Origin of the sequence: Polyangium sp. 15x6 (assembly GCF_029960785.1) — a bacterium.
Lineage (GTDB): Bacteria > Myxococcota_A > Polyangia > Polyangiales > Polyangiaceae > Polyangium.
Window position 1 is genome coordinate 14,233 of the sequence record NZ_JASBQE010000088.1, and the last position, 13,276, is coordinate 27,508.

A 13,276-nucleotide genomic window follows, 5' to 3' on the forward strand; every position below is an offset into this window, starting at 1 on the left:
GAGGTGTCCCAATGCGCAACGTTCTCGCCCCCCTCTCGCTTTTTTTTCTTCTCGGCTGTAGCAATGCCACGAGCTTCGTCCGGAGCGACACCACGCTCGGGCGTGTCGTCGTGTACCGCAATGGCGTCGCGTACTTCGAGCGGTACGCGGAGATCGACGGGGATTCGCTCCGTCTCAGCGTGCCCGACGACAAGGTCGACGATTTCTTGAAATCGCTCACCGTGATCGACGCGACCACGGGCAAACCCGCGCCGATCGCCTATCCGACCGTGGGCTCGGGATATGCCGGGCAGCAATATGACGGGCAGGGGGGAAACCTCGTCAACATGGAGATCCAGCTCCAGGGCGCGCGGCCGCACAAGCTCCGGCTCTCGTACGTGACCGAGGCGCCCTCGTGGAAGCCGAGTTATCGCATCGCCGTCAATAAGGACGGGAAGATGAAGGTCGATGCGTGGGCCGTCGTCGACAACACCTCGGGCGAGGACTGGAATCAGGTCAAGCTCGGGGTCGGCTCGAGCTCGGCGCTCTCGTTCCGCTTCGATCTGCGAACGATCCGCGTGGTCGAGCGAGAAACGTTGCAATCGGACGGCCTCTTCGCGCAAGCACCCCCGATGGGCGGGGCGACACACGGGGGGCAGCCGGGGCAGCCTGGGAAGCGCATTCTCGCGAACCTCGACGACACGAAGCTCGCGAATGTCGCGGGGAGTACGAGTCCCGGGAGTACGAGTCCCGAGAGTGGCTTCGTCGTCGACGGGCTGAGCGCGAGCGAGGAGGTCGTCGTGGCCGGGAGGCCGCCGACGATCGATGTGGGGAGCAGCCGCACCGCGGCCAGCTCGGATTTCACGAGGCGCATTCCCACCCGCTCGTTCGAGTCGCTCGTCGGCGTCGCGCCCGGGGCGCAGGGCGCACCGGCGCGGGAGCCCGCGCCGCCGCCGCCGCCGCCCCCGAAGACCCAGGAGCAGATCCAGATCGAGCAGCTCGCGAACAAGTATCGAAACAACCGCAGGCAGGTCGTCGTCGAGGGGTATGCCGACGCGAAGGACGGGGACAAACAAGTGGCCTCGCTCGACCGGGCGAACCGCGCGCGCGAGCAGCTCATTCGCGCGGGGCTGCCGGCCTCGCAGATCGTGGCCGTGGGCAATGGCTTCCAGGAGGGCCGCAAGGGCGGCGTGAGCATCGTGGAGGCGCCCGAGCCCGAATCCGCCATGCAAAGGACCGCGAGCCTCGATCCTGCCGCGGCGACGAGCGGCGAGCCGATCGGCACGGCGCATTTCGAGTCGACGATCCCGATGACCGTGCCGCGCACGACGAGCGCGATGGTCTCGATCCTGAGCACGGAGACCGAGGGCGGCTTCGTGTATTTCTACGACCCGGAGAGCACGCGCGGCAATGCGGCGTTCCCGTTCAAGGCGGTGCGCCTGAAGAACCCGACGGATTCGGTGCTGGAGAGCGGGCCGGTGACGGTGTTCGGTGAAGGTCGGTTCATCGGCGAGGGCATGAGTGATCCGATCCCGGCGCGTTCGTTCGCGTTCATTCCTTTCGCGCTCGACCGGCAAATCGTGGTGGAGCGCAAGGACGACGAGGCCGACGCGATCACGCGGATCCTCTCGGTGCAACGGGGCGTGTTTTCGACGGAGGTGAAGCACACGCGGCGGAAGACGCTCGTCATGACGAACCGGTCGCAGGACAAGGCGACGGTGTACGTGCGGCATACCGTGGCGAAGGGATATACATTGGCCAAGGCGCCGCCTTCGCAGGAGCGGATGGGCGAGTCGTATCTGTTCAAGGTGGAGATTGAGCCGGGCCAGAAGGTGGACGTCGATATCGACGAGGAGACGCCGGTCTTCCGGACGACGGATCTGCGCAACGAGGTGGGGATGGAGATGGTGCGGGTGTATCTGTCGGGCCCGGCGGCGAGCGGGAAGCTGAAGGAGAGCGTGGGGACGCTCCTGGATCTGCACAAGGAAATGGCGAACCTGGAGCAGCGGATCACGACGACCCGGGAACAGCTCGCCGAGTATCGGCAGCGACTCGACGAGCTGCACGCGCAGGTCGTGACGCTGAAGATGGTGAAGAGCGGGGGGCCCTTGATGCAGAACCTGGAGAAGAAGATGCAGGAGGTGAGTGATCGGATCTCGAAGGCGACGATTGATCTCGTGGCACTGCAAGAGAAGCTGATGCTCGCGAGGATAAGGTTCCAGGACGGGGTGGCAGAGCTGTCGCTTTAGCGAGAGCGTGAGCGCACCCAGAATTCCGGGAGACCAAACACCAGGAGTGAGCGTCAATCGTTTGTCGCCTCGCATTCGTCCCGCCCGCGCGGATCTCCTTTCTCGCCAGCATTGATCTCGGATACTGTACGTTGCCGAAGTCTGGCCCTATGCAGTGCCACCGAGAATGCTGGCCGGAGAGAGGACGAGCGTGAACGACGAGCCGACCTACGAAGCCCTACGAGCCGAGAACGCGGCCCTGCGCGCGCGGGTGAACGAGCTCGAGCGTGCGCTCACCGAGCGCGAGGTGCTGGAGGACACCCTCACCGAGCACGAGCGCCGCGTTCCGTATCGCAAGATCTTCGATGCCATCCCCGTGGGTCTGGGCGTCTATCGGCGGGATGGCCTGTCGGTTGCGATGAACCGCAATTCACTGGACGTCGTCGGGGGTGTGAAGGACGAGATCATCGGGAAGTTCAACATCCTGACCGATCCGGCATCGATTTCGATGGGGTTCGTCGCCAATTTCGAGCGGGCGGCTGCCGAGCGCGCGAACATCACGATGCCGCCGACTTCCTACGATACCTCGGGGGCCACCTTGGCGACCATCGACGATCGCGTGGTATGGACCGAGACCACCTACATCCCCATCCAGGGCGACGACGGTACCGAGTACGTGGTCGAGTTCAACATCGACGTCACCTCGCAGCAGCGGGCAAAGCACGCCATCGAGCAGACGCAGCGCGCCGAGGCCGAGAATGTGCGCCTCCAGGAGGAGATCATTCGCATGCAGGAGGAGACCCTGCGTGCCCTGTCGACGCCGCTCATCCCTATCGCCGAGAGTGTGGTGGTCATGCCGCTCATCGGTAACGTGAACAGTAAGCGTGCGCAGCAGGTCATCGAGACGCTGCTCGAGGGGGTGACGGCGCATCGGGCGGCGGTCGCCATCCTCGACGTGACCGGCGTCCCCGTGGTGGATGCGGAGGTCGCCAATGGGCTGCTCCAGGCCGCGCAGGCCGTTTCGCTCCTCGGAGCAGAGGTCGTGCTCACCGGCATCCGGCCAGAAATCGCGCGCACGCTCGTCGAGCTTGGCACCGATTTGCGTGGCCTCGTCACCCGTAGCACGCTGCAGAGCGGAGTCGAGCACGCGCTCCGGCGCAGCGCCGGGTCTCGCCTTTCGACGCTCGCAAGGAAAAGGTGATGATTGGATCTGGATTGCTGCGCAAAGCCCTCGCGATTGCCGGGCTCGCGGCCCCCCTCGCCGCCTCCACCCTCGCCCACGCCGCCCCGTCGTACACACTTTTTGAAAGCGGTCAAGTGCGTCCCCTCGCACTCTCGGCCGACGGCAAACACCTCTTCGCGGTCAATACCCCGGATGGTCGCCTGGAGATCTTCCGCGTCAAGACGAGCGGCCTATCACATATCGGCTCGGTCCCCGTGGGACTCGAGCCCGTCGCCGTCGCGGCGAGGAGCGATGACGAGGTATGGGTCGTCAATCACCTCTCGGACAGCGTCAGCGTCGTCGACGTGAGCGATCCGGCGCACGGGCGGGTGGTGCGCACGCTGCTCGTGGGGGACGAGCCTCGCGATATCGTCTTTGGCGGGCCGGGCCGCCGGCGCGCGTTCATCACGACGGCCCACCGCGGCCAGAATCGCCCGAGCGATCCCCAGCTCGCCACGCCCGGCGTCGGCCGCGCCGACGTCTGGGTATTCGATGCCAATGCACTGGGCGCGCCCCTCGGCGGAACGCCGCTCACCATCCTGACCCTCTTCAGCGATACGCCGCGCGCGCTCGCCGTCTCCCCCGACGGCTCCAAGGTATATGCGGCCGCCTTCCACTCCGGTAACCGCACCACGGTCGTCAGCGACCTCCTGGTGCCCGACGGAGGCGAATCGGCCGGCGGCGTGGCCGCGCCCAACACGAACTTCGAGGGCCTCCCGCAGCCCGAGACCAGCATCATCGTCAAGCACAACGGCGTGAGCTGGGTCGATTCGATCGGCCGCACCTGGGACGACGAGGTGCGCTTCTCGCTGCCCGACAAGGACGTCTTCGTCATCGACGCCCTCGCCAATCCCCCGGCACAACTGGCGGGCTCGTCGGGATTTCATACCGGCGTCGGCACCATTCTCTACAACATGATCGTCAACCCGGTGAGCGGGAAGGTCTACGTCACCAACACCGACGCGCAGAACGACAAGCGGTTCGAGGGCCCGGGGATCTATGCGGGCGAGACGCTGCGAGGACACCTGCACGAGAGCCGCATCACGGTGCTGGGTCCGGGCGGCGTGGCTCCGCGGCACCTCAACAAGCACGTCGATTACGCGACCTGCTGCGCGCCGTTACCCAATACGGAGAACGAGCGGAGCCTCGCGCTCCCGCAGGGCATGGCCATCACCAGCAACGGCGCGACGCTCTACGTGGCCGCCCTGGGCTCCAGCAAGATCGGCATTTTCAATACGACGGCCCTGGAGAACGACACGTTCACGCCTTCAGCGGCGGACCATATCGCCGTTTCGGGCGGCGGGCCCACGGGGCTCGTGCTCGACCAGGCGAACGGCCGCCTGTATGCGCTGACCTCCTTCGACAACGCAATCTCGATCATCGACACCGCTGCGCGCGCCGAGGTGGCCCACGTGTCGATGCACAACCCCGAGCCGCCCAGCATCACCCATGGCCGGAGGTTCCTCTACGACGCGAAACTCTCTTCCAGCCACGGAGACTCGTCCTGCGCGAGCTGCCACGTGTTCGGCGATTTCGATAGTCTGGCCTGGGACCTGGGCAACCCCGACGCGGTCACCGTCACGAACCCGGGGCCCTTCCTGGTCGAGGATCCCGGAAACCCCAACTATCGTCCGCTGAAGGGACCCATGACGACGCAGAGCCTGCGCGGCATGGCAAACCACGGCCCGATGCACTGGCGCGGCGACCGCACCGGCGGGAACGACGCGCCGTCCGTCCAGCCGGACAGCGGGATCTTCGACGAGGTCGCGGCATTCAAGAAGTTCAACCCCGCCTTCGTGGAGCTGCTCGGGCGCCACGCCGAGCTATCCGAGGCGGACATGGACGCATTCACAGATTTCGTCCTGCGCATCACCTATCCGCCGAACCCGATCCGCAACCTCGACAACTCCCTCACGCCGGACCAGCAAGCGGGAAAGGCGTTCTTCACCGGCCCCCTGTCCGACGTCACGCATAGCTGCGAGGGATGCCACACCCTCGATCCCTCGGGCAATCCGGGGAGTGAAGCGCCAGGTTTCTTCGGCACCGCGGGCCTGAGCACGTTCGAGGGGACGCCGCAGACGATGAAGGTCCCCCATTTCCGCAACCTTTACCAGAAGGTCGGGATGTTCGGGATGGCCGAGGCGCCCGGAATCGAGCCGGGCGACAATGGTTTCATGGGCGATCAGGTGCGCGGCTTCGGCTATCTGCACGACGGCATGATCGACACCATCTTCCGATTCATGCATTTCGGCTTCGGCGAGAGCGAATTCAACCCCGAGGGGTTCCCGGTCGGCCCGAGCGGCCAGCTTTTGCGCCGGCAGGTCGAGTCGTTCCTGCTCGCATTCGATTCCAACATGGCGCCGATCGTCGGGCAACAAGTGACGCTGTCCCACGCGAGCAACGCGGCCGTCCACGCCCGTCTCAACCTGCTGCGCAGCCGCGCGGAGGCCGGGGAATGTGATCTCGTCGTGAAGGGACACCTGCTCGGCAGCGAGGTCGGCTACCTGTACGCCGGCAGCGGTCTGTTCACGGGCAATCGCGCGGGCTCTCCCCCGATGGCAGACGCCACGCTCCGCCTCGTGTCCTTCCTGCTCGACCTGCCGCTGACCTATACCTGCACGCCGCCCGGCTCAGGCGAGCGCCTGGGTCTCGACCGCGACGAAGACGGCTTCCGCGACGGCGACGAACACGACGCAGGGAGCGACCCGGCGGATCCCAGCAGCACGCCTTGAGCGGGGCGGCTACCGCGTAGCGCCGCGCCGGGGTTTCACCCCGGGCCCCGACCAGGGGTTGTCCACCCCTGGACCCGGACCAGCGCAAGCGCTGGACCCGGGGTCGATGAACTGCGCGATGCGCAGTTCATCGAACAGGCCGAGGCAAGACCGGCGACGACCTTGCCCGTCGAAACCGCAGCGCCGACGTGCCTGCGCGAGCCTGAGGCAGCGCTGCTGTCTCGGCTGGCAACGTGATCCCTGGTCTTGCTCCTGTCCCGTCCGAGAAACCGCGCATCGCGCGGTTTCTCGGCCCTCGGTCCAGGCCGTGCCTGGTCCGGGGTGAAGGGGGCGGACAGTCCCCTTCTGGGGTCCGGGGCAACGCCCCGCGCTGGCCTCGCGTTAAGTCACTTGACTTCCTAAGTCGAGTGCCTTAGACCTGGACGCGGAGGTTGTCTTCCCATGAGCAGCGAAAGCAGCGATCAGGTCTTGGATTATCCCCTCCGTGCCCCGACGGCTCTGGAGCCGCCCGCGGAGTGGGATCGTTTGCGGCAGGGGTGCCCGGTGGCCCACGTCCGGCTGCCGAGTGGGGACAAGGCGGTGTTGCTCACGCGGTACAACGATGTCCGCCAGGTTCTCTCGGACCCGCGGTTCTCGCGCAACCTCGCGCAGGATGGCGCGGCGCGGATCACGACGAACGAGGGAGGTAGCGTCTTCGAGAATCCCGAGGCGGCGTCCTTGGCGGGCGGCGAATCGCATCAAAGGTGGCGGCGGCTCATCAACCGCGCGTTCACGGTGAAGCGGATTCAGGCGCTCCAGACGAAGATCGAGGCGATGGCCAACCACCTCGTCGACGAGATGGTCAAAAAAGGCCCGCCCGCGGATCTCGTGAGCGATTTCGCGTTCCCGCTCCCCGTCTGGGTCATCGCCGATCTGCTCGGCATCGCCGTGACCGACCGCGACAAACTCGCGTACTGGTCCAATGCGATGCTCACCATGACGCAGTTCACGCAGGAGGAGGTCAACCGGGCCCAGATGGAGTTTGCCCAATTCCTCATGGGCCACATCGCCGCGAAGCGGGCGAACCCCGGGGAAGATCTCTTGAGCGAGCTCATCACGGCCACCGACAAGGAGGACGTGCTCACCGAGCGCGAGCTGATGATGACGGCCCAGGGCATCCTGGTGGCCGGGCACGAGACGACCTCGAACATGATCGGGAAGATGATGTCGATGCTCCTCTCGGATCGGAGCCGCTGGGAGCGGCTCCTCGAGAATCCTTCGCTCATTCGCACGGCCGTGGAGGAGTCGCTGCGCTTCGACGCGAACATGGGCTTCGGTTTGCCCCGGTTCATCTCGGAGGACACCGAGGTCGCGGGCCAGCCGCTCCCGCGCGGGACGACCGTGATCTGCAGCATGTCCTCGGCGAACCGCGACGAGTCGTTCTTCGAAGGCGCGAGCGAAATGAAGCTCGATCGTACGCCGAACGCGCACATCACCTTCGGCGCGGGCGCGCATTCGTGCCTGGGGCAGGCGCTCGCGCGGACGGAGCTTCAAACGACGCTGCAGGTGCTCCTCAAGCGGCTGCCGACGCTCGATCTCGCGGTGAAACCGGAAGAACTGCCGCGGCGTGAGGGGCTTCTCGTCGGCGGGATCGAGAAGGTTCTGGTACGCTGGTGAGCATGGCCGGCTCGAGGGTGAGGCAGACGCACGGGAGCGAGACGCGAGAGGTCATCCTGGCCGCGGCGGAGAAGCTCTTTGCGGAGCACGGCGTGGCGGCGGTCTCGAATCGTCAGGTGAGCGAGGCGGCCGGACAGGCGAACAACTTCGCGGTCGGGTATCACTTCGGGACGAAGACCGACCTCCTGCTCGCGATCGTGCGTCGACATGCCCCATCCATCGAGCGGCGGCGCGAGGAGATGCTGGCGACGTTCAAGGGTTCACTCGAGCTCCGTGATGGGCTTGCTTGCCTCGTTTTGCCGATCACGGAGCACCTCGCGTCGCTGGGCAATGCGAGCTGGTATGCGAGGTTTCTCGCGCAGGTGACGACGGATCCGGCCTTGTGGAAGGTGGTGCACGACGAGACGGTCGCCTCGCCGTCGATGCGGGAGACGACGAAGGTCTTCGAGCGGCTCTTGCCGATCTTGCCCGTGGAGGTGCGCGAGGAGCGGGCCGACATGAGCCGGCAGATCATCGTGCACATGTGCGCAGAGCGGGAGCGGGCGCTCACCGCGGGGACCGCCACGCCGCGCGCCTCCTGGGAGGCCGCGGGCGTGGGGCTCGTGGACGCGCTCGTCGGGTTGTGGCTGGCTCCGTTCACGCCGGCGAAATGAGCGTTCGGACAGAAAACGAAGGAAGAAGGTTCGTCATGGGAATGCGCGTGCTCGTGGAATACGAAAAATGCTGTGGCGCGGGGCAGTGCGTGATGGTCGCGCCGAAGGTCTTCGATCAGCGTGACGACGGGATCGTGGTGCTGCTCGACGAGACGCCGCCGCCGGATCAATACAAGGCGGTGCAGGAAGCGGTCACCGTTTGTCCGGGCGCGGCGCTGCGGCTGGAGGAGAGCGCGTAACGCCGCCCGTCCTTTTCCTTGGCGTGGATGGCGATCCCGCTTGCACGGAGGGATTCGCCATTCACGCTCCGGCTCCCGGCGCCGAGGGCCGATCATGAAGTAAACGAGGAAACGCCATGAGCACCTTCCATCCCGACCTGGCCCTCGTCGCGCGCATCTTGCCCCGCATCACCGCCGGCCCTCGGCTTTTGAAGGTCGTGCGCCGGCTCGGCCGAGACACGGGCGCGCCGCGTAGCACGCCGAGCGTGCGCGCGTTCCTTCGTGACATTCCGGGGGCGCAGACGGCGCGCGTCTTCGTGCCCGAAGGCGTCACGCAGCTTATGCCGGCGATGCTGTGGATTCACGGCGGCGGCTTCATCATGGGCTCGCCCGCGCAGGACGACGAGGTGGCGACGACGTTCGCGCGTGAGCTCGGGATGACCGTCGTCGCTCCGTCGTATCGCCTCGCGCCGGAGCATCCCTTTCCCGCCGCCATGGACGACCTGTATGCGGCGCTCACGTGGCTCCACGCGAATGCCGCGGCCCTCGGCGTGCGTGCGGACCGCATCGTCATTGGGGGCGCGAGCGCCGGTGGTGGGCTCGCGGCCGGGCTCACGCTCCTCGCGCGCGACCGGAAGGAGATCCCTGTCGCATTCCAGCTCCTCGTGTATCCGATGCTCGACGATCGGACGGTGGGCAAGACCATTGACGGTACGAATCATCGGCTCTGGAACGAGGGGAGCAACCGCTTCGGATGGTCGTCGTATCTCGGACGCGAGCCCGGCGGGGCGGACGTGCCGGTATACGCCGCGCCCGCGCGCGCCGAATCCCTCGCAGGCCTGCCGCCCACCTGGATCGGCGTGGGGACCTTCGACCTCTTCCACGACGAGGACGTCGAATACGCGAAGCGACTCGAGGCCGCCGGCATCGCCGTCGAGCTCGAAATCGTCTCCGGCGCCTTTCACGGCTTCGATGTGCTTCGGCGCGCGAACGTCTCGAAGACGTTTCTCGCACGTCAAATCGCGGCGCTGCGCCGCGCGCTCGCCTGATCGTCACCCCGCGGCGACGCACCGGAGCGATTCCGGCAGCAGCTTCCCCTTTTCATCGAGCGCAAATCCAAGCGCGAAGTTCGAGCCGCCCTCCTCTTCGCCCTCCTTCGGCTCGGGCGCCTTGCGCACGCTTCCCGGGATGCTCCTCGGCAAATCGTGGTTACCAGGGGGACCCGGGGGCCCCTGACAGCACCGTCAGGGCACGGACAGCGCTGTCAGGGGGGAGGCCGTGGTCTTGATTCGGAAAAACCGCCGTCTTCTCGTGGGCACGCCTCGTGCAAAGCGGCGCGCGCATGGCATTGAAATCTCATCTTGGGCTTGCGATCATCGCAGTCGCGATCGTGATGGGTTGTGAGAGCGAGCCGGAAAAGGGCGTGGAAGGCGGGGCGGGCGGGGCCGATGGCTGCGCGACGCTGCCGGTGGCAGAGGAGGGGGAGCTCTGCGTCGCATCGTCCGCCTTTGGGGGGATTTACATCGAGCAAGCGGAGAAGCCCGACGGGTATTCGATCATTGGATTCGCGGAGCCGGATTCATGCTCGTACTTCCTCGAGGTGGAGAACGTGCTCGAGGAGAATGGCACGCCGGTCTCCTTCCTGAAGGTGGAGCTCCTGGGCGAGCTCCCCGGGACCTGCAAGATCAACCCCGGGCCCGATCTCCCGCCTGTCCCGCACGACGGGAGCTGCGTCGCCGTGGTGCGCACGCGGCGCTTCTCGGCGGCTGGCAAGGAAGATCTGATCGCGGCGAGCGGCGAGGTGATCGTCACGCAGGTCGATGCGTCGACGCTCGAGGCGCGTGTCGAGGCGACGATCGACGGTCGCGCCGTGAACCTCACGCTCGCGGCCCCGCATTGCCCGGTCATGTGCACGTGCGTGGCCAATCTCTCCGGCTGTCCTTGCTGATGACGGACGCCGGCCGGGCGATAGACTCGCCTTCGTGCACCCCCTCGCGCTGCCCGTCGACGCACGCATCACCTTCCTGACCGGCGCGGGCATCTCCGTCGCCTCGGGCCTCCGGCCGTACCGCGGGCCCGGCGGGCTCTGGAACGAGGTGGATGTCGCTGCGTGGGCCACCGCCGAGGCCCTCGCGCGGGATCCGATCGGCTGCTTTCGCGCGCATCGACACTTCGCCGCGCTCGCCGCCGCCGCCCAGCCGAACGCCGCGCACCACGCGATCGCCGCCTTCGCGCGCGCCCGGCCCGAAGGCCACGTCGTGGTGATCACGCAGAACGTCGACGGCTTGCACCAGCGCGCCGGCGCGCCGCATGTCGTCGAGATCCACGGCTCCCTCTTCCGGCTGCGTTGTCCCGAGGAACGTTGCGCCGCGCGGATCCCCGCGCCCGATCCCTCGGCGCGCGTGGACGAACCGCCGCCTTGCCCGCGATGCGGCGCGAAGCTCCGCCACGACATCGTGCTCTTCGACGAGTACCTCGATCCCGCGGACGAACGCGCCGCCAAGGAGGCGCTGCGCGCATGCCAGCTGTTCGTCGCCGCGGGCACGAGCGGCGTCGTGTTCCCCGCGGCGGCGTACGTGCGCGAGGCGGACTACGCCGGCGCGCGCACGATCCTCGTGAACCTCGAGCCGCCTTCGCCGCCGAACCCTTACTTCGACGACGTCGTCCTCGGGCGCGCCGAGGACGTCTTGCCCGCGCTGCTCGGCGCGGACCCGCTCACTTCTTGATGACGGTCTCGCCGCCGAACGTCATCGGGTAGGTGATCATCACCGTTCCGCCGCCGGCCGGGCGCGGGAACTTGACCGTCTTGAAGGCCTTGCGCACGCAGTCCTCGACCTTCGGGTTCTTCACGGTCGAGTTCTTCACGCTCGCCTCGTTCACCGTGCCGAGCGGACCGACGGTCGCTTGGATCGTGACCGTGCCGGCGAGCTTGCCTTCCTTGTCCACGCCGAGCGAGTAACAGCCGTCGAACGCCTTCACGTTCTCGTTCACCGCCGTCTGGATCTGCTCGTTCGTGAGCGTGCCCGAGAGCGGGACGGTGTCCGGGTCCGGGGCCTTCGATGTGCCCTCCGCCGGGCTCGCTTCCGCCGGCTTCGCTTCGGAGGATGCTTGTTCTCCCGTGGTCACGGGCCCAGTCGTGGGCTCGTTCGGCCCCGACCCGCCCGCAGGTGGCGTCGCCCCGCAGCCCGCGAGGACGACGCAAACGATTGGAGTGACGAACCAGCGCATGGCTTCCGACTTCAGTCGAGATGCGCCTCGTTGTCCACCGGGAACGTACCACTCAAGCGACACGCGCGCGCGCCGCGCTTCCGCCCCCGGCGGCACGGCGGTAGGCGGACTCGTACGCGGTCGCCATGACCGAGGTGGTGAAGCGGTCGCGGGCGCGGCTCGCGCACCGGGCCCGGTCGAAGCGCGCGAGTTCGGGCGAACGAGCGACACGGGCGAGGGCCTCGAGGTCGTCCGGGGGGACGAGGAAGCCGGTGACGCCCTCGTCGACGATCTCCGGGAAGGATCCGCGCGCGAAGCCGATCACGGGCGTGCCACAGAGCATGGCCTCGACGGCGATGAGGCCGAACGGCTCCTCCCAGAGGAGAGGACAGACGAGCGCGCGTGCACCCGACAGCAGCCGAACTTTCTGCTCGTGGTCGACTTCTCCATGGTCGACGACGCCCGGGAGGTCGAGCAGCGGCGCGATGTGCTCCTCGAAGAACGCTCGATCCTGCGGGTGAGTACGGCCGCCGAGGTGGATGGGCATGTCCGCGAGGCGCGCGACGTCGACCGCGAGGTGCGTGCCTTTCTCCTCGCAGAAGCGTCCGATGTGCGCGAGGTAGCCGTGGTCGTGGAGGCTCGGCGGGTACCGGCTCGCCGAGACGCCGTGGTGGATGACGCGCGCGCGGAGCAGCGGGACCTCGAGGTCGAGCTGGCGCTGGCTGATCGCCACGTAGGAGACCTGCGGGTGCGAGGCGAAGATCCGGGAGAAGGATTCTTCGCGGTGATGGTGCATCGTGTACACGATCGGCACACGCACGAACGCAGAGAGCGTGACGCCGAGCGGGCTGTTGAGGTGGACGACGTCGAAGTGGCTGCGCGCGATCTCCGCGAACGCCCAGGCGACGTGGTTGAGCTCGTCGGCGGCCGTGGGAGGCCAGACGGGGCGATGGTAGAGCGCGCGCTTGCGGCAGCTGGTGACGGAGTCGCCCGTCGTGAAGACCGTGACCGCGTGGCCGCGTGTTTCGAGTTCTTCGGCGAGCTCGTAGCAGAAGAGCTCGGTCCCGCCGTAGCCGATGGGCGGCATGCGGATGAATGGAGTCGAGATCATCGCGATGCGCATGACTGACCGTGCCTCCCGCGCGCATTCGCCCCCGCTCGCGCGCGAGAGGCCAACGCTACACGTGGCGTGCCAGCGTGGTTTCGTCTGGGGGCCGCTGCGCTGGGGCTTCGCCCCAGGCCCGACCAGGGGCTATCCGCCCCTGGACCCGGACCAGCGCAAGCGCTGGACCCAGGGTCGATGAACTGCGCGATGCGCAGTTCATCGAACAGGTCGAGAAAAGACGGGCGAGCGACCTGCCACTCGAGACAGCAGCCCTGC

12 protein-coding genes are annotated in these 13,276 nt (G+C 67.2%); 9 read left to right on the forward strand and 3 right to left on the reverse strand.

Annotated elements, in window-relative coordinates:
* Positions 1–11 precede the first annotated feature (11 nt).
* The 7 genes from QHF83_RS40610 (at position 12) to QHF83_RS40640 (ending at position 9,737) form a co-directional block, all read left to right on the forward strand.
* A complete protein-coding gene (locus QHF83_RS40610; RefSeq protein WP_282423460.1) occupies positions 12–2,228 on the forward strand; it encodes a DUF4139 domain-containing protein in 2,217 nt (738 codons plus the stop codon).
* Positions 2,229–2,418: 190 nt separating this feature from the next.
* Positions 2,419–3,408 (forward strand): STAS domain-containing protein, encoded by a 990-nt coding sequence (locus QHF83_RS40615; protein WP_282423461.1) that lies wholly within the window; start codon positions 2,419–2,421, stop codon positions 3,406–3,408.
* The gene (locus QHF83_RS40620) at positions 3,408–6,161 is read left to right on the forward strand and encodes a beta-propeller fold lactonase family protein (RefSeq protein WP_282423462.1); all 2,754 of its coding nucleotides are present in this window, start codon (positions 3,408–3,410) and stop codon (positions 6,159–6,161) included. Before QHF83_RS40615 ends, QHF83_RS40620 begins: the two co-directional genes overlap by 1 nt.
* A 441-nt stretch (positions 6,162–6,602) precedes the next feature.
* A complete protein-coding gene (locus tag QHF83_RS40625; protein ID WP_282423463.1) occupies positions 6,603–7,817 on the forward strand; it encodes a cytochrome P450 in 1,215 nt (404 codons plus the stop codon).
* Positions 7,818–7,819: 2 nt separating this feature from the next.
* Positions 7,820–8,470, forward strand: a complete 651-nt coding sequence (locus tag QHF83_RS40630; protein ID WP_282423464.1) for a helix-turn-helix domain-containing protein — start codon at positions 7,820–7,822, stop codon at positions 8,468–8,470.
* Between the two features lie 41 nt (positions 8,471–8,511).
* Complete coding sequence (locus QHF83_RS40635) at positions 8,512–8,709, forward strand: ferredoxin (protein ID WP_348980515.1); 198 nt, start codon at positions 8,512–8,514, stop codon at positions 8,707–8,709.
* A 116-nt stretch (positions 8,710–8,825) separates the two neighbouring features.
* A complete protein-coding gene (locus QHF83_RS40640) occupies positions 8,826–9,737 on the forward strand; it encodes an alpha/beta hydrolase (protein ID WP_282423466.1) in 912 nt (303 codons plus the stop codon).
* 3 nt (positions 9,738–9,740) lie between these two features.
* Here QHF83_RS40640 and QHF83_RS40645 read toward each other — a convergent pair whose 3' ends face one another.
* Positions 9,741–9,866, reverse strand: coding sequence for a hypothetical protein (locus QHF83_RS40645; RefSeq protein ID WP_282423467.1), 126 nt, complete (start codon positions 9,864–9,866; stop codon positions 9,741–9,743).
* A 164-nt stretch (positions 9,867–10,030) separates the two neighbouring features.
* Here QHF83_RS40645 and QHF83_RS40650 point away from each other — a divergent pair, with 164 nt between their 5' ends.
* Together QHF83_RS40650 and QHF83_RS40655 are read left to right on the forward strand one after the other, a co-directional pair.
* Entirely contained in the window at positions 10,031–10,636 is a 606-nt protein-coding gene (locus QHF83_RS40650) for a hypothetical protein (protein ID WP_282423468.1), read from the forward strand.
* A 34-nt stretch (positions 10,637–10,670) separates the two neighbouring features.
* Positions 10,671–11,414 (forward strand): Sir2 family NAD-dependent protein deacetylase, encoded by a 744-nt coding sequence (locus QHF83_RS40655; protein WP_282423469.1) that lies wholly within the window; start codon positions 10,671–10,673, stop codon positions 11,412–11,414.
* Here the strand turns inward: QHF83_RS40655 and QHF83_RS40660 are convergent.
* On the reverse strand, positions 11,404–11,814 hold the full coding sequence (locus QHF83_RS40660) for an AgmX/PglI C-terminal domain-containing protein (protein ID WP_282423470.1): 411 nt from the start codon (positions 11,812–11,814) through the stop codon (positions 11,404–11,406). The genes QHF83_RS40655 and QHF83_RS40660 overlap by 11 nt on opposite strands.
* A 154-nt stretch (positions 11,815–11,968) precedes the next feature.
* The gene (locus tag QHF83_RS40665) at positions 11,969–13,018 is read right to left on the reverse strand and encodes a glycosyltransferase family 4 protein (protein WP_282423471.1); all 1,050 of its coding nucleotides are present in this window, start codon (positions 13,016–13,018) and stop codon (positions 11,969–11,971) included.
* Positions 13,019–13,276: the final 258 nt, after the last annotated feature.